Origin of the sequence: Enterobacter sp. 342, from assembly GCF_036663495.1 — a bacterium.
GTDB lineage: Bacteria > Pseudomonadota > Gammaproteobacteria > Enterobacterales > Enterobacteriaceae > Enterobacter.
Genome location: NZ_JAWUEI010000014.1, coordinates 73,836 through 89,540 on the forward strand (window position 1 = coordinate 73,836; position 15,705 = coordinate 89,540).

General features: G+C 50.4%; 17 protein-coding genes. 4 read left to right on the forward strand and 13 right to left on the reverse strand.

Going from position 1 to position 15,705, the window contains the following annotated elements; translation table 11 throughout:
* The 7 genes from V6E55_RS13350 to V6E55_RS13380 form a co-directional block, all read right to left on the reverse strand.
* Complete coding sequence (locus tag V6E55_RS13350; protein WP_316943048.1) at positions 1–213, reverse strand: hypothetical protein; 213 nt, start codon at positions 211–213, stop codon at positions 1–3.
* 42 nt (positions 214–255) lie between these two features.
* Positions 256–438: a DUF3927 family protein gene (locus V6E55_RS13355; RefSeq protein ID WP_000946669.1), complete on the reverse strand. Its 183-nt coding sequence runs from the start codon at positions 436–438 to the stop codon at positions 256–258.
* Positions 438–872, reverse strand: a complete 435-nt coding sequence (locus V6E55_RS13360) for a tellurite resistance TerB family protein (protein WP_316943049.1) — start codon at positions 870–872, stop codon at positions 438–440. The genes V6E55_RS13355 and V6E55_RS13360 overlap by 1 nt, the downstream gene beginning before the upstream one ends.
* 94 nt (positions 873–966) lie before the next feature.
* Positions 967–1,197, reverse strand: a complete 231-nt coding sequence (locus V6E55_RS13365; protein ID WP_048275527.1) for a phage filamentation protein Fil family protein — start codon at positions 1,195–1,197, stop codon at positions 967–969.
* Positions 1,187–1,393: a DUF4761 family protein gene (locus V6E55_RS13370; RefSeq protein WP_000290619.1), complete on the reverse strand. Its 207-nt coding sequence runs from the start codon at positions 1,391–1,393 to the stop codon at positions 1,187–1,189. Before V6E55_RS13370 ends, V6E55_RS13365 begins: the two co-directional genes overlap by 11 nt.
* A 10-nt stretch (positions 1,394–1,403) precedes the next feature.
* Positions 1,404–1,607, reverse strand: coding sequence for a hypothetical protein (locus tag V6E55_RS13375; protein ID WP_054623566.1), 204 nt, complete (start codon positions 1,605–1,607; stop codon positions 1,404–1,406).
* A gap of 10 nt (positions 1,608–1,617) precedes the next feature.
* Complete coding sequence (locus V6E55_RS13380; protein ID WP_316943050.1) at positions 1,618–1,899, reverse strand: Cox family DNA-binding protein; 282 nt, start codon at positions 1,897–1,899, stop codon at positions 1,618–1,620.
* A 111-nt stretch (positions 1,900–2,010) separates the two neighbouring features.
* Between V6E55_RS13380 and V6E55_RS13385 the strand changes: the two genes are divergently transcribed.
* Positions 2,011–2,331: a helix-turn-helix domain-containing protein gene (locus V6E55_RS13385; RefSeq protein WP_016246740.1), complete on the forward strand. Its 321-nt coding sequence runs from the start codon at positions 2,011–2,013 to the stop codon at positions 2,329–2,331.
* A 69-nt stretch (positions 2,332–2,400) separates the two neighbouring features.
* Positions 2,401–3,381 carry a phage integrase gene (locus V6E55_RS13390; RefSeq protein WP_016246739.1) on the forward strand — a complete coding sequence of 327 codons (981 nt, stop codon included), beginning with the start codon at positions 2,401–2,403 and terminating at the stop codon, positions 3,379–3,381.
* A 174-nt stretch (positions 3,382–3,555) separates the two neighbouring features.
* On the opposite strand, the gene cpxP is transcribed toward V6E55_RS13390, so the two are convergent.
* The gene (cpxP, locus tag V6E55_RS13395; RefSeq protein ID WP_114980026.1) at positions 3,556–4,062 is read right to left on the reverse strand and encodes a cell-envelope stress modulator CpxP; all 507 of its coding nucleotides are present in this window, start codon (positions 4,060–4,062) and stop codon (positions 3,556–3,558) included.
* Positions 4,063–4,212: 150 nt separating this feature from the next.
* Between cpxP and cpxR the strand changes: the two genes are divergently transcribed.
* Positions 4,213–4,911, forward strand: a complete 699-nt coding sequence (cpxR, locus tag V6E55_RS13400) for an envelope stress response regulator transcription factor CpxR (RefSeq protein WP_028018126.1) — start codon at positions 4,213–4,215, stop codon at positions 4,909–4,911.
* On the forward strand, positions 4,908–6,281 hold the full coding sequence (gene cpxA, locus V6E55_RS13405) for an envelope stress sensor histidine kinase CpxA (protein WP_014072363.1): 1,374 nt from the start codon (positions 4,908–4,910) through the stop codon (positions 6,279–6,281). The genes cpxR and cpxA overlap by 4 nt, the downstream gene beginning before the upstream one ends.
* A 44-nt stretch (positions 6,282–6,325) precedes the next feature.
* Here the strand turns inward: cpxA and V6E55_RS13410 are convergent, their stop codons facing one another.
* The 5 genes from V6E55_RS13410 to V6E55_RS13430 form a co-directional block, all read right to left on the reverse strand.
* A complete protein-coding gene (locus tag V6E55_RS13410) occupies positions 6,326–7,576 on the reverse strand; it encodes an MFS transporter (protein ID WP_129997035.1) in 1,251 nt (416 codons plus the stop codon).
* A 107-nt stretch (positions 7,577–7,683) separates the two neighbouring features.
* Positions 7,684–8,649, reverse strand: a complete 966-nt coding sequence (locus V6E55_RS13415; protein ID WP_316943051.1) for a sugar phosphate isomerase/epimerase family protein — start codon at positions 8,647–8,649, stop codon at positions 7,684–7,686.
* Between the two features lie 8 nt (positions 8,650–8,657).
* Positions 8,658–9,362, reverse strand: a complete 705-nt coding sequence (locus V6E55_RS13420) for a UTRA domain-containing protein (RefSeq protein ID WP_316943052.1) — start codon at positions 9,360–9,362, stop codon at positions 8,658–8,660.
* Between the two features lie 184 nt (positions 9,363–9,546).
* Positions 9,547–10,221 (reverse strand): 6-hydroxyaminopurine reductase, encoded by a 675-nt coding sequence (gene yiiM / locus V6E55_RS13425; RefSeq protein WP_129994712.1) that lies wholly within the window; start codon positions 10,219–10,221, stop codon positions 9,547–9,549.
* Positions 10,222–10,299: 78 nt separating this feature from the next.
* Positions 10,300–15,699, reverse strand: a complete 5,400-nt coding sequence (locus V6E55_RS13430; RefSeq protein WP_316943053.1) for an Ig-like domain-containing protein — start codon at positions 15,697–15,699, stop codon at positions 10,300–10,302.
* Positions 15,700–15,705: the final 6 nt, after the last annotated feature.

The window sequence follows — 15,705 nt, forward strand, 5'->3', positions numbered from 1 at the left end:
TTACAGGACTCCGTAAGGGGAAGATGGAACAGCCGGATGCTGCAACGCCGTGGTAAGGCGCTGGCGCATGTCGTCGATAAAGCAGGAAACAGAGGGATCGTCAGAAGAAAGGGTTAACTCACCATCGCGGCGGGTTTTAATCGTCAGCCCTTCACGCTCAACAGCAGGTAAGAGAACGTGCAGGATGAAGTTATATTGATCGCGTTTAGTCATGATTCGAAGCCTCAGAAATTGCCGGGTTTCCCCGGCAATCTGTTACTGGTGATCCGCTGATTGGTTAGCTGACTTGAGGGCAGGCCAGACAAGGAGAAGAAGAGCGCCAACGAAGAAGGCGTCGCCAATCACCGAAAGCAGGTAGCTGGTGAAATCCACTGCTACGACCATGAAGGCCAACAGCAGGGCCAGCGCCGGACGTAGTGAATCCAGCACGCGCAGCATCAGAGATAATCCTCAACACGCAGCCCCAGACGGCGCCCGACCTCTTCCAGCACCTTCTGTTCTTCTGGTTCGATCTGGCCTTCCGCTTCGGCGATAGTCAGCATGTTGACGAAAACTTCTTCGGCTTCTTTCGGATCGTTTTTGATGTCGTCGATTTCGCGCAAAATGTTCATGCGGCCAACGCGGAAGCCAGCTTCAAGCTGTTCCGTATAGCGGTTGATGGTGGATGTAATTTCATTGCCGAAATGCGCAAGGCGCGGGTTAGAGCGGATAAGCTGATCCAGCTTGCTGGTTTCTTCTTTTTCGATCTCGCCATCGGCGGCAGATACCAAAAGACAACCGCCGACAATAGCTTCCATAAGATCGCGATTTTCCACTTTCTTAAGTTCAACTTTTGCCGCTGCTACTTTTTTTCCAAACAGTTTATTAAACATTCTATTTATCCTTTTTAGGATGAGTGAAAGCGCCATCACTTAATTAAGTGACGACAGTGAAGACTGTTTTTTAATTACTATTTAACTGACGTTGTTAGCCGATTAAATCTCTCAAAGAATTAACAAGGTTAAAAAGCAATCCTTTGTTTATCTTCTTCGTATAAACAAAGGGCTTACTCATTCCCTTAATAAATTGAACCTTGCTAGGCTCAGGTTTAAAGAATTGCCCGTCTGGTGTTTCCAGCCAGCCGCGTGAGTTTTTGAAGTGTGTAACCTGGCACCCGTGCTTAAGCAGGCTTGCCAGTGATGGGCCTTCATCGTGCATTACTGCCCCCTTGCTTATACATCTGATCAACCGTGCGCATGGCTTCCGCTAAAGCAAAGTCACGCCCGTAATAATCGCCATTGCTGGAAATACGATAAGAGTGCTTAAACGTAAATGGATTACGCGGGCACTTTTGAATCGTGAAGCCACGATATAAATATGAGTGACGACTTAACTGTATTAATTGCACAGCCACAAAAGCCCCCTCACATTCCCAATTTAAGCAATTCACCATCAACATGGCGCGCCACGTCTTTGGTTATTTTCTTAATCAGCTTTTTATCCCTGATCATAAACTCGCCGCTATTGGTGCGAATCATGAAGCCCGTTTGCATATCTTTTAAATGGGTGTCCAGAATATTGTTACATTCACGCACCCGGTTTTCGTGGTTGGCTGTTTTCTGGCTCATCGCGATAACCTCAAAGACCGATCCACAGCAACCAAGCGTCGCGCTGCTCTCTCGGACGGTTGTAGTAGGCGTCACGCATTGCGCGGTTGAACTCAGGAATATAGATCCAGTTCTCAGCACGGGCGCCCAGGCTTTCCGGGTTCTTCCATGGGATGATCGGCAACTTACCGTCTTCAATCATGCTCTTAACCGTGGCGGGCTTCTTACCGATTAACTCGGCGAATTTTGGGTATGGAACTGCGTCAACGGCGTGACGCACTTCAATGAACCCCTCTAAAACTTTCTCAGTCATGTGTCATAATCCCCATTGGCGCTAGGCGCTTATTTCGGCTTGTAACTGCTTATATTGGCGGTTGCCATTTCATCTTAATGGTATCAATTGAGACCCAACAAGGAGAAGGATATGGTATCAAATGAGACCCAGTCAAGCGGGATTGGGGAAAAAATTCGAGCTATAAGGGATGCAGAAGGGCTATCCAGAACTCAATTCTTTGAATTGACAGGTATTCCGGCAGGCACTCAAAAGCATTACGAGATGGGGAGAAGAGAAGGCGTTGGTAGTGAAATCTTGTTAAAGATCACACAACATCCCCGCTTTGCAAAATACACGCTCTGGCTCATGACAGATAAGACCGCCCCTCAAGCTGGTCAAATCGCACCGGCCCTCGCACACATTGGGCCAGAGTCAACTGGATCAGACCGCTCCGAGAAACAAACTGGTTAACCGTTTATAAACATTACATTTTCACTATCTGTTATCAGGATGGAGAAATAAACGCCAGAGGGCTTTCTTATGTCGATTAAGAAGCTCGAAGGTGGTCAATATGAAGTGGACGTATGGCCGCGCGGACGTAACGGAAAACGTATCCGCAGGCGATTTGAGAAGAAACAAGAGGCAGTTCTTTTTGAGCGTTATGTACTAGCCAACGCCGACAAAAAAGAATGGCTGGGCGCGAGCGTTGACCGCCGCACCTTAAGCGAGTTGTTAGATACCTGGTGGCTGCTGTATGGACAGACTCAGGAAAATGGCGAGATTGAAAAACGGCACCTGAATAAAACGATCAGGGCGTTGGGTGATCCAGCCGTTAACCGACTGAACAAGCGAATGATTGCACAGCACCGAAGCCAAAGGCTGGAAGACGGTATCAGTGCAGCAACGATCAATCGGGATATTTACCGTTTGTCCGGGATGTTCAGCACGTTGATAAAGCTGGAAGAGTTCAGGAAGGATAACCCCTGTAAGGGTCTGGAACCACTGAAAGAAGCGCCCCCAGCTATGACCTATCTCGCCAAATCAGAGATCAGCAAATTACTGGACACTCTGACCGGCGACGATCGACGCGTAGCACTGCTATGCCTCAGCACTGGCGCACGCTGGGGTGAAGGCAGCACGCTGCGCGGTGAGCAGGTTAATCACGGACGCGTGACGTTCCTTAAGACCAAAAATGGGAAAAAGCGCACGGTTCCCATATCGGAAGAACTGGAGAAAGAGATCAAGACCAGCGACACCGGGCCACTGTTCAAAGTTGACTATGAAAACTTCTGCGAACGGCTCAGACAGGTTAAGCCCGATTTACCACGCGGGCAGGCCACGCATGTGCTTCGGCATACATTTGCAAGCTGGTTCATGATGAACGGGGGGAACATTATTGCGTTACAGCAAATTCTGGGGCACGCCAGCATACAACAGACGATGGTTTATGCTCACCTTGCACCTGATTACCTGCAACACGCAGTAACGTTAAACCCTCTCGGCGGCGGGTTGGCGGTGTGACAATGTTGTCTACATCTTGTCTACACCCGTAACGCTATATCCTTCTTGTAACTGCTTATGGCTGTTGCAATAAAGGTTGATTTATAATGGATTTTTTCTAAGTACCTGATAAAAAAAACCCCCACATCATGTGGGGGAAGACAGGGATGGTGTCTATGGCAAGGAAAACAGGGTTTACTGGTTACTACGGGTACTGCTATTGCTACTGAAAAACGTCGTTTCCGAGTTTCGCTGCATCCGTGCAACCTCACGCAACTGGTCCATACGCTGCTGATGTTTGGTGTTCAAAACCGCTTGCTGCTCGGGCGTTAGCAGGTGGAACATTTGGTTGCGGACCTTCGCCATCTCTACCTGGCGGGCAACCTGTTCCTGTGCCATTTTCTCGGCCTGAGCGCGTACAGCGCTTTCGTCAAAATTTTCTGCGGTGACAAGGCGATGCATTGTCTCCATTTCGCTAACATTAACAGGGGGCTGGTCATGCCTTGCCCTCTGCATCAGATCTCGCATCTGTTGACGCTGATGTTCGGTTAAACTTATGCCGTCAAACATATGGCTTTGGCTACTGTGCTGCGTTGTGTCCTCTTGTGAGGAACCGTTATCGCTGATGATAGCTACAGCAGCCTGGCTAAACGCACTGAACGCCAGCGTTGAGGCCATGACGGCAGCGGTAACTTTGCGCATCACTTGCTCCCAAAATCTTTCGTGTCGCGATTCAACGAGAGACAGTCTACGATTCAGGCTGCAAACATGCGTCAGGGGGTGTAAAACAACGTAAAGTCATGGATTAGACAGCCTTGATGTCGTAATTTCTGCCTCGGAGGTATTTAAACAATGAATAAAATCCTGTTAGTTGATGATGACCGAGAGCTCACATCCCTTTTAAAGGAGTTGCTCGACATGGAAGGTTTCAACGTTCTGGTTGCCCATGATGGCGAGCAGGCGCTGAGTCTCCTTGACGACAGCATCGATTTACTTTTGCTCGACGTCATGATGCCGAAGAAAAACGGCATTGATACGCTGAAAGAGCTTCGCCAGACACACCAGACACCCGTCATTATGCTGACCGCGCGCGGCAGCGAACTTGACCGCGTTCTCGGCCTTGAGCTGGGTGCGGATGACTATTTACCGAAACCGTTCAACGACCGTGAACTGGTTGCCCGTATTCGCGCTATTCTGCGTCGTTCCCACTGGAGCGAGCAGCAGCAGAATACCGATAACAGTTCGCCGACTCTGGAAGTGGACTCCCTGAGCCTGAACCCAGGCCGCCAGGAAGCCAGCTTCGACGGCCAGGCGCTGGAATTGACTGGCACGGAGTTCACCCTGCTTTATCTGCTGGCGCAACATCTCGGCCAGGTGGTATCGCGTGAACATCTGAGCCAGGAAGTGCTGGGCAAGCGTCTCACGCCGTTTGACCGCGCCATCGACATGCACATCTCTAACCTGCGCCGTAAGCTGCCGGAGCGTAAAGACGGTCATCCATGGTTTAAAACCCTGCGTGGTCGCGGTTATCTGATGGTCTCCGCTTCATGATAGGAAGCTTAACCGCCCGCATCTTCGCCATCTTCTGGCTGACGCTGGCACTGGTTTTAATGCTCGTACTGATGTTGCCAAAACTCGACTCACGCCAGATGACGGAGCTTCTCGACAGCGAGCAACGTCAGGGCGTGATGATCGAGCAGCACGTCGAAGCCGAGCTGGCAAATGACCCGCCAAACGATTTGATGTGGTGGCGCAGGCTGTTTCGCGCTATCGACAAGTGGGCACCACCCGGGCAGCGCCTGCTGCTGGTCACCAGTGAAGGCCGTGTGATTGGTGCTGATCGCAATGAAATGCAGATTATCCGTAACTTTATCGGTCAGGCAGATAACGCCGATCACCCCCAGAAGAAGAAATATGGCCGCGTTGAGATGGTGGGGCCTTTCTCTGTCAGGGACGGGGAGGATAATTATCAGCTCTACTTGATCCGTCCGGCGAGTAATTCCCAGTCTGATTTTATCAACCTGCTATTTGACCGTCCTCTCCTGTTGCTGATTGTCACTATGCTGGTCAGCTCGCCGCTGCTGTTATGGCTGGCGTGGAGCCTGGCAAAACCAGCGCGTAAGTTGAAAAATGCCGCCGATGAAGTGGCGCAGGGCAATCTGAGACAGCATCCTGAGCTGGAATCCGGACCACAAGAGTTCCTTGCCGCAGGCGCCAGTTTCAACCAGATGGTGAGCGCGCTGGAGCGTATGATGACGGCGCAGCAACGGCTGCTTTCGGATATCTCGCACGAGCTGCGTACCCCGCTAACACGACTACAGCTTGGCACCGCCCTGCTCCGTCGTCGCAGTGGCGAGAGCAAAGAGCTGGAACGTATTGAAACGGAAGCGCATCGTCTGGACAGCATGATCAACGATCTGCTGGTGATGTCGCGCAATCAGCAGAAAAACGCGCTGGTCAGCGAGACGGTGAAAGCCAATCATCTGTGGCATGAAGTGTTAGACAACGCGGCCTTTGAAGCAGAACAGATGGGCAAATCGTTCACCGTCAACTTCCCGCCGGGGCCATGGCCGCTGTATGGTAACCCCAACACGCTGGAAAGCGCGCTGGAGAACATCGTACGTAACGCCCTGCGCTACTCGCATACGAAAATTGAGGTCGCCTTCTCGGTTGATAAAGACGGGATCACCGTCATCGTGGATGACGATGGCCCTGGTGTGAGTCCGGAAGACCGCGAGCAAATTTTCCGACCGTTCTACCGTACCGACGAGGCACGTGACCGCGAATCTGGCGGCACGGGGCTGGGTCTGGCGATTGTTGAAACCGCCATGCAGCAGCACCGCGGTTGGGTGAAAGCCGACGACAGCCCACTGGGCGGATTGCGGTTAACGCTGTGGCTGCCACTGTATAAACGTTCCTGACCCCACGTCCCCCGATGTTGCATCGGGGGACGCTGTTCATGATCTTATGCCGCCTCACTGACTGACATAACTTTCTGTTTTTTGATGCGTTTCACCAGTAATGTCGAGCAAACAAATCCTGAAAGACTGAAAGCAATCATCACGCTGAAGACATAGTTGTATCCGGTGATCCCTTTAAAGTTATCCAGAATCCAGCCGTAGAGTGTGTACGCAAACATCGCGGGCATATAGCCGATAATACAACCAAATGCCATTGCCGAACCGGCATACTGCCGTGGGGTTCCAATTTCATCCATCGGGGCAAAGAAGATGGCGCGCTGCGAGAAGATGATGGCACCAAACCCTAATGTTGCAACCATCCCGATGTAAACGTTCATCGACTGATGAGGGAGTTGCATAAACAACATCATCGCAACGGCAGAAATCAAGAACGTCCATTTCAGGTAGACCGTGGGAGACTTAGCCACTTTATCTGCCAGGAAACCACCCACCGGCCCACCCACCATTTTGAGGGCATACTGGTTAATGATCCCGTACGCCCCTACCAGCGCAACCGGGAGCATGTAGATGTCTTTCAGGAACGGGATGAAATAGGTCAAACCACAGTAAGCTGCATACACAAAGAAGATACCAAATGCCGCTAACCAGACATTCGGGCAGGTCAATACATGCTTAATCCCTTTCAGGGTTTCAATGTTTGCGCTGCTTCCATCCGCTTTTTTGACATGATCATCATCAACGATGAAGTAGGTGATAACGCCGGCCATCAGGGTGATAATCGTGTAGTAGAGCAAACCAGCCTGCATCCCCGCTTTCCCTTCACCAAAGTGAACAAAGACAAACAGCGCGCCAGAAGCCACAATAACGTCCACCACACCACGTCCTGCTTCCAGAAGCCCGAACAACCGCCCCTGTTCTTCTTTTGTTCCTAACAGGCGAACGGCTTTTAATAATACTGGCCAGTAAACGACATCAGCAAAGAAGGCCATCGCCGCAAAGCAAATGAGATAGCCAGTGAAAGACGGTAGCGTGGATAAATAGAGACCACACAGCCCGACACCAATTAACCCGAAGGGCAGAAGGATCTTCTTAGAATAGCGGTCGGCAATATAGAGAGAGAGGAAAAGCCCCGTGGTTTGTACAATCGTATATACCGTAAAACTGAGCCCTATTTGTGTGTTTGTCAGCCCCCAGTCACTTTGCATTGGGACATAAAAAACATCCTTCATGCTGGAAAGCTTAAATATCGTTCCACCACCTAATACCAAAAAGCACAGACGAGCCCATTTATTCATGAACATATTCGACACCCTCACTACAATTTTGAGAGAAAACCGTTCTGTAATATATAAGAATCCAGGCCATCCCTGAAAAAGGAAGCCATAAGACACTGTTAAATTAATTAAGCAGGTTGTTTTATATTTATAAATTTAGCGCACAAATTACGAATGAACTCAATTTGAGAAATAGCATACTCTTTTTCCTGTGCCAGACGAGCGTCAACCAGTTCATTATCAGGAAGCGGCGTAAAACTTGCGTCACGCCACGGTATCCACGGGTTATCTCCTTCATCATCAAAACGAAATGCTGGCGCGTAATAATCAACCTCTTCTTCAAGACCAAAAGAAGTGACCTGGGCCTGGTCGTCACCCAACAGTAAAAGTTCTCGCAACATCATCTCTACAGGGAGATCACCGAGCCCTGTACGGCAGGCTTCATGCGCCCATCCTTTACCCTCTTTTATCACTCTGGCATCCTTGATATGAACCTGAGTGATGTAAGGCGACATAGTCCGTAACGCAGCCATTGGCTCTTCGTTCGCATTAATCATATTGCCAAAGTCAAAGAGTATTGAGAGGTTCTTCATACCACTGTTTTTTACCAGCGTAACCAGCTCATGTCCTTTGAGATCTTCATGCTGTTCAATCGTAAACTGGATACCGCTATTATCAAACTGCGCCAGATAAGCGATATCCTGCGCGATTTTTTCCAGTACTGAATTTAAATACCCTTCATAACGTGGATAAAATCTGACAGAGGTAGCACCTGTGGCCTGCGCAATAGCAATAGCCTCATCCAGTGTCTTTTTATCTGATGCGCTGGTCTCAATATGAATATCCAGCCCGTATTGTTCGGCTTTCTTTTTAAAAGAGACCAACTGCTCTGGCCGCATATTTCTCAGTGAAAAGGATTCACCGTCTTCAACATGCACTTTCACACCCGATAAATGATTCTGATGTGCAATATCCAGTAAATCTTCAGGAAGAATTCTCTCGTAACGCATATTTAAATGAAAGGCATAGGCATGCAAATAAAGACGGATGTTTTTTGCACGCTCAGCGAGTTTTTCTCTGATAACGTTTTCCATAATTTTTCTCACTCATCACGAATAACCAGTTCGACGGATTCAAGTCTCCAGTACTCCAGATCCACCTGAACCACTTTTTTTTCAGAGGTGGCACGATGCTTCTCTACCAAAATACCGTACGTATTGGGTGCTACGCCCAACTCTTTGCAGGCAAGCTCAGGCATATTGACGGGTTTGAAAATCATCTCTTTGATGGTTAAGGCAAGCCCAAAATGTTCTTCCCAGACTTTAGAAAAAGCGTGATTTTCCAGCTTCGCCATAAAGCCCGGGGCGGTTTCGGCATCAATCCAGGACTCATGGTAAAAAACTTTATGATCATCCAGTCCGCACCAGCCGGTAATCAGGCAGGGAGCCCTGGAAGAAGAAAAAGCTTTCTCAATATGACGAGGTACAGTATCGACAACGTCTTTGGTCAAATAACCCCAGGAAGGTTTTCGTCCCTGTGCACGCGCCTCCGCATTAAAACTGGAGAGCGATTTTGGGTTGTAGATGAATCGACGGGGAGAGATGAACCACCCGCTGCGGTTCTTGCGGAAAATGCGCGCCGCGACCTCAAGCTCAATTAAAACCTGCCTTAAGGTCATGCGTTTCGCATCAAGCAATTCGCACAATTCGCGCTCGGAGGGAAGTCTGGAGCCCGGCGGAAAATCATTAGCCGCTAGCCAACTTTCGAAGCGGTCCCTCAGGAGATCAACATAGTTTTTTTCTTTCATGTCTCGCAATCTGGTTTAAACCAATTTGAAGACACAATATTTGAGCGGAGAAAATTCTCAAGTTTTTTCGGCAGGCTGACGTTATTTTTGTGGGCCAGGTATCAAGTTCATGATTAGCGAGGACAGCGCCATAAAGGCGGTGTCCTCTTGATTCAGGCGGGCACTCTCGTTTTTGCGGAAACCGCTATTTCCCCCACAATCGCCGCGAATTGTCCTCGATCTTCCCACTTATACGCCGCTTCTGCATCGTTCTTGTCCAGCTCGTTGATAACCCCGCCGCCGACAGAAGGCGATGATACTGGTCGTCATCAAACGGCATATGCCAGGCTATTGCGCAGGCGTCGTACACCGAGACATCACTCAGGCGTGATGCCAGTTCCAGCGGCGCGTCCGCAGAGACCTGCCCTGCCAGCACCACGCGATACAGCCAGCCGGTTTTGCCTGCCGTTTGCAGTTGGGCAGACATATCGCTGATGCCAAAATGGTAGTTAAGTTTGAAGCACGGTGAGCGCGGTTGCGTCACCTGAATCAGGGCATCGCCCCAGCGGTAGATATCACCGATAAAAACATTTCTCTCCGTCAGCCCTTCGGTGGAGAGGTTCTCGCCAAAGGCTGGTGCGACAAAGAGGTCTGCCTGCTCGGGGAATTCGGTTATCCAGTATTGATAGTGCTCGCGCGGATAGTGGCACAGCGCGCGCTCGGGCCCGCCATGGATTTTCTTCTCGGCCTGCTCGTCGCCCGCAAGCCCAAGCTCGGTTAACGTCAGCTCACCGTCGACCTGCACTTTGGCGATGGCGCTCGGGCGGCTACCGTCGTATTCCCTTACCTTGCCTGTAAATACATTCACCGGGTAATGCATTGCTGCTCCTTTCTGCAGAGACAAAAAAGCGAGCCATCAGACTCGCTTTTCCCTGGTATTTACGCAAGTTTTTTAGCGTTAGTACACTGTCAGATCCATCGTTAACCTGTATTCAAAGGCATAGCTGGTATGCCAGTCTTTACCCAGGAAGTGGACCAACCCGGTGTAATGTCCGGCAGGTAAATCCGGATTATCTGTGCGAGCATAAGTGAATTTAGCGCGCATACCGCTACCACCATTGCACCCAACAGCGGCATTCAATGGCCTCTGAGAGCAGTCAGACTGTCGGTATCCTTTCAGATTAACGGAATACTGCTTGCCGCTACCATCCGTCAGGATCACCGGCGTTGACACAGCCGCATACCCGCTCGGTGCCCACGCCAGGGATGTCGGGCCATTGGTCGGCGCAACGGTAACAAAGCCCAGAGAGGGATACCCACCAATCGAGGCCGATGAATAGCTTGAACTGTTGCTATTAATCACCCATGTATCTTCAATGATGTTGATAAATTTCACACTGCTGTCAGACAATGTTGAACTGTTAACCGAGGCGCTAACAGTAGCCATCCCCACCCCATGACCCGAGAGCTTAACGGTCGCGATACCAGAGGCATTAGTTTTGGTACTGGCAGCCGACAGATTGTTCATCGTGGTTTGCCAGCTTATTGACGCATCCGGAACAAGGTTCTGGTTAACGTCTTTTACCACAACGGTGTATTTAGCTGAATCCATGCCGTTGCTCAGGGCAACCGATTTATCTGCGCTCAGTGACACCAGCCCAGCGGTTTTAACATCACCAACGAAACTCACTTTACCCGCGGAAAGCGACAGCCCCCTCGTCGGCAGTGTCGCCGTCATCACAACATCACCCGCTTTTGTTGTTGTGCCACTTACCGTCGCAATACCGTTCGCATCCGTCACACTACTGTTGCCTGATAACGTCATGGCGGCAGAATCGCTGCGCCAGTTCACCGTTACCCCCGGCAGGACATTACCATTGGCATCTTTGACCGTTGTCGACCAGGTAACACGCTCAGTGTTGTCCGCTACCGCTTTCGATTTATCCGCTTTGATAGTGGATAACATCGCGGTCTCTGCGTTACCGATGTAGTTTACCGTCAGTGTCTCTTGCGTATGGTTAATCCCTGCACCAATCCTCGTCGGCAACGCTGTGCTGGCGGTGAATGTAATTTCGGCGATACCTTCGCTATTCGTCGTACTGCTATCTGCGGGCCGGAACTCACCACTTTCGTTATCCGTCCCCCAATGCACAACGGCATCGCTAACCGGATGATCATCGTCATCCACCACGGTAGCCTGGAGCGTAATGACATCTTTACCGGCAACAATATCCGCCGTCTTGCTGGCGACTATCTGAGACACGTGCTCTGTTGCGACATCAGCCACATAGCGTAACGTCGCTGAAGGTTTATTGACGCCATTGAACGTGGCAACCGCTCTGCAGGCAACGACATCCGCACTCGACAGCGTGACAACTGACTGGCCTGCGTCATCCGCTGTCTGCTCCGTTGCTGATAATTGATAATCACCCGCCGGCGTCACCTGCCAGCCCACATTTGCCTGGTGAACAGCATTGCCATACCGATCCTTAACCGTTGCGGTTAAGGCAATTTGATCCGTGCTGTTAGCCGCAGCGCTGGATTTATCCGCGACAACAGTAACCGGAATCGCGCTCTGGAGATCGGGCACAACGTGAAGCTGTAGGGCCTTCTCACTGTTATTACTGCTCTTTGCCGTAATCAGTGTCTCTTTCGCCAGTGTGCTGCTCCAGGTCACTGAAGATTTACCGTCGCTGTCTGTTGTACTGCTGCTTTCACTGAATACGCCATTCGGGTTATCGCCTGACCACAAAACTGTCGCCCCAGGTACCGGATGATTGCTGTTGTCCAGTACAGTTGCCGTTAAGGTCACGGTGTCATTGCCCGCAGCTATATCGCTGGTTTTATCCGCAACCAGAGTACGAATCGCGGCAGTTGTGGTATCAGCGGTAAACGACACGCTGTCAGAAGTTTCTTCATGCCCATTAACAGTCGCTTTCACACGATAATCCGCGACCAGGTCTGATTTCAGGGTAACCGACACATTTCCCCGGGCATCAGATTCACTCGTTGTCGAGGAAAGTACACCTGTCGCTGGCACCACAGACCAGACCGCCGTCTCACCGCTCACTGGATTACCGTTTGTATCCGTTACCACGCCAGTGAGCGTGATACTGTCCACGCCGTTCGCCAGTGCGGTCGTTTTGCTTACAGAAAGGTCTCCAATCTGTGCTGTCGTGCTATCGGCAGTGAATGTCACCACTGGCGCATTCCAGGCGGATCCTGTTCCAGCCTGCGCGGTTAGGCTGACATCTGCGGCTTTTAGCGTTGTTACACTGACTGATGCAGTGCCGTCTGCGCCTGTCCGGGACGTTGTTGAAGACGGTTTCGCGAAAGAAGGTGTGACGTTCCAGTTTACATCCATTCCCTGAAGCGGATTGCCATTCGCATCCGTCACGGTTGCGGTATACGTCACCTTGTCTTTACCATCGGCCACAGCGGTTGTTTTATCCGTGGTCACCTGCGAAACCTTGCCAGTAGCCGTATCAGCAACAAAAGCCAACTCAGGCGAATTCACCGCGGTTCCCGTCGCAGTATTCACCGAGACAACAACCGTTCCTTGCTGCGTGGCGGTGAGTGTCACTGACCCCATACCGGATTCATTTGTCGCATTCTGCGATGCGCTCAACGTGCCTTGCCCCTGAACAATGGACCACTGCAACGCTGATGCAGGAACCGGATGATCGTTAGCATCGACGACTTTAGCCGTTAGCGTAATACGGTCGTTGTTATTGGCTGTCGCCTGAGATTTATCGACATTCAGCGTATTCACCACTGCCGTTGTGCTATCCACGGTAAAGCTCAGTGCAGGAGAGGTTTGCGTTTGTCCGCCCATCGTCGCCATCACTTCAAGCGTTTCAATATCTGCTGAAGTAACCTCAATGGTCGCTATCCCGAGCGCGTTAGTTTCAGTGGATGTCCCGGAAAGGCGGGCGGTTGCGCTACCCGCAGACCAGTCGACTGTCGCACCCTTCACTGGGTTTTTGTTGGCATCTTCCACTTTGACTTGAAGGGAGATCGCATCCTGCCCGTTCGCCAGCGCGCTGGTTTTACTGGCTGTGAGGGCACCGAGGGTCGCGCTTTCGCTATCGGCAACAAAGGTGAGTTTGTCGGAGGTGACGGTCTCGCTATTACCGGCAGTGGCGGAAACCACTCCCTGCCCGGCTTTTGCCGAGGCGATGGTGATCGTCGCAACCCCTTGTTCATTGGTGTTGCTCTGTTTATCCGCGAGATGTACCGACGTATTTGCAGAGTTTATCGCCCATTGCACAGGCTGATTAACCAGCGGGTGCCGGTTGGCATCTGTCACCACCGCGTTAAGCGTGATCGTATCCTGATTATCCGCTTTGGCGACGGTCTTATCCGCTTCAAGATGCGTCACGACGGCGGAACCGGCATCCGCGGTAAATTGCAACGCAGGGCCTGTCATCGATTGGCCATTTTCCAGTTGCGTGTTGACCGTCAGGCGAACGACATCGTCACTGGTGACCGATACCGTTGCATTACCTTGTGCATCACTGCGGCTTTGCGCTGCGGAGAAAACGGCGTGCGAGTTATCCCCCAGCCATTTAACCTGCGCACCTTGTACCGGTTCATTCGCCGCATTCACCACATGCGCCGTCAGCGTAATCGCATCCTGACCGTTCGCCAGTGCCGAATTTTTTGACGCCTCAAGACGGTCAAAATGTTGAGAGTCGTCCATCGCATCAAGAGTGACCACAGTTTTATTCAGCTTCGTCGTATCGTACAACGGCTGGATTGTCACATCCCCCGGCACATTTCCGCTGGTGAACGTACTTACATACACCCCGGCGGACTGTTCCCTGAACGCTGTCATTTTCTCGCTAACCGGGTCTGCACTGAAGGTCTTTTTGCGTGCAGACGCACGGAGTAACTGGCTGCTCAGATGACGGGCAAGCCCCGTAATTTTCTGCCCGCCACCGGATGTGAGCGTCACTATGATTTGCGTGGTACTCACGCCATCGGCTGGCAAATGTGTACTTTCGGACGTGGTATCGGAAGTGACCTGAGTGACATCAAATCCATTCACCGCCACGGTCATATACGCGGTATCAGATTTATTCCCCCGATTGTCATAAGCCGTTGCTGAAACCACATACCTATTTTTCTCAGCGCTATTTTGCTCATAGTGCGGTAATACAACAAACCAGGCGCCATTTTTCTCACTAATTTTCCCGCCATTTTTAACCAGATTATCGTCTTGCCAGACAATATGATCGACAGGGTATTTCGTCTTAACGCTCACAGTAACAGGCACTGTTTTTGATTCAACGCCTTCAATACGCTCAGGAAGCGAGAGCGAAATAAGCTCCTGCTTACGGTATTCCAGCACAATATTATTATTACGATTAACCAGATCCATTCGACTGCCGAGTAATGTACGACGCTCTTTAACTTTTTCGGAGTCTAGCTGTGTTGCAATAGGTACACCCGGCATCCAGTTAACATTAAGTTCAACTTGTGTATCATTTTGATCACCCTTACCCATTTTTTGGTTAAGCCCAAATGAAATAAGGGGGAATGGGGTATAGTTAATTCCAGCAGTAACCGCATAAGGATTTTTTTGGCGGTCATCATCGTCATCACCAAACAATGCAACATCGTCGCCATAATATTGCTCCCAGACCAGTTTTGCACCAAGCTGAGGATGAACGGGTAAATACCCCTCTGTACGCACATCATAACCGTCTGCTACGCGCTCTTCGTAATCCTGATGCTCAGAGGAAGTTTTCCACCCGGAAAGGCGCTTATAACCGTTAGCACTGAGCTTTAAAAAATCCCAACCCAGTTCGCCGCCGACACCCATTCGCTGGTGCGTATTGCCGGATATTTGCTGGTCATAGAAGGCGTTAACCCCCCACATCCAGCTATCAGCAAAGTAACGATAACCAAGACCCACGTTGAGGAAGTTACGGTCATCTTCGCGTCGTCCACCCAGTTGCGTGAATAATAGATTACCGCCTTTATCATCATACAGCGGGAGCAGCAGATCCAGATTCGCACTCTCCAGCGAAAAGTTCTGATCAAGGCCAATATTCACACTGGCCGTGCCAAATTGTTGTAACCACTGTTGAATTTCATTTGTGGCTTTACCTGAACCGCTATTAATTAATGAGTTTATAATAGCGTCGCTTTTATTATCCTGACTTAATAATGCCCCGGCACCAGAGAGCACCCCGGCAATATTATTTTCACCACTCTTTGTATTGATTTCTACGTTCTGATTTGTTTCAGCATGTGCAGGAAACGAAAACAAGAAGGCATTACAAAACGTGAAGTGCAGATAAAAAAACACCTGCAAACATATTGTTAGCTTTTTATTAACATGCATGAGCATTGACCT

Coding starts and splice junctions, on each gene's coding strand:
- V6E55_RS13350 (WP_316943048.1), bottom strand. CDS start 213: ATGACTAAACGCGATCAATATAACTTCATCCTGCACGTTCTCTTACCT.
- V6E55_RS13355 (WP_000946669.1), bottom strand. CDS start 438: ATGCTGCGCGTGCTGGATTCACTACGTCCGGCGCTGGCCCTGCTGTTG.
- V6E55_RS13360 (WP_316943049.1), bottom strand. CDS start 872: ATGTTTAATAAACTGTTTGGAAAAAAAGTAGCAGCGGCAAAAGTTGAA.
- V6E55_RS13365 (WP_048275527.1), bottom strand. CDS start 1,197: ATGCACGATGAAGGCCCATCACTGGCAAGCCTGCTTAAGCACGGGTGC.
- V6E55_RS13375 (WP_054623566.1), bottom strand. CDS start 1,607: ATGAGCCAGAAAACAGCCAACCACGAAAACCGGGTGCGTGAATGTAAC.
- V6E55_RS13380 (WP_316943050.1), bottom strand. CDS start 1,899: ATGACTGAGAAAGTTTTAGAGGGGTTCATTGAAGTGCGTCACGCCGTT.
- V6E55_RS13385 (WP_016246740.1), top strand. CDS start 2,011: ATGGTATCAAATGAGACCCAGTCAAGCGGGATTGGGGAAAAAATTCGA.
- V6E55_RS13390 (WP_016246739.1), top strand. CDS start 2,401: ATGTCGATTAAGAAGCTCGAAGGTGGTCAATATGAAGTGGACGTATGG.
- cpxP (WP_114980026.1), bottom strand. CDS start 4,062: ATGCGCAAAGTTACCGCTGCCGTCATGGCCTCAACGCTGGCGTTCAGT.
- cpxR (WP_028018126.1), top strand. CDS start 4,213: ATGAATAAAATCCTGTTAGTTGATGATGACCGAGAGCTCACATCCCTT.
- cpxA (WP_014072363.1), top strand. CDS start 4,908: ATGATAGGAAGCTTAACCGCCCGCATCTTCGCCATCTTCTGGCTGACG.
- V6E55_RS13410 (WP_129997035.1), bottom strand. CDS start 7,576: ATGAATAAATGGGCTCGTCTGTGCTTTTTGGTATTAGGTGGTGGAACG.
- V6E55_RS13415 (WP_316943051.1), bottom strand. CDS start 8,649: ATGGAAAACGTTATCAGAGAAAAACTCGCTGAGCGTGCAAAAAACATC.
- V6E55_RS13420 (WP_316943052.1), bottom strand. CDS start 9,362: ATGAAAGAAAAAAACTATGTTGATCTCCTGAGGGACCGCTTCGAAAGT.
- yiiM (WP_129994712.1), bottom strand. CDS start 10,221: ATGCATTACCCGGTGAATGTATTTACAGGCAAGGTAAGGGAATACGAC.
- V6E55_RS13430 (WP_316943053.1), bottom strand. CDS start 15,699: ATGCTCATGCATGTTAATAAAAAGCTAACAATATGTTTGCAGGTGTTT.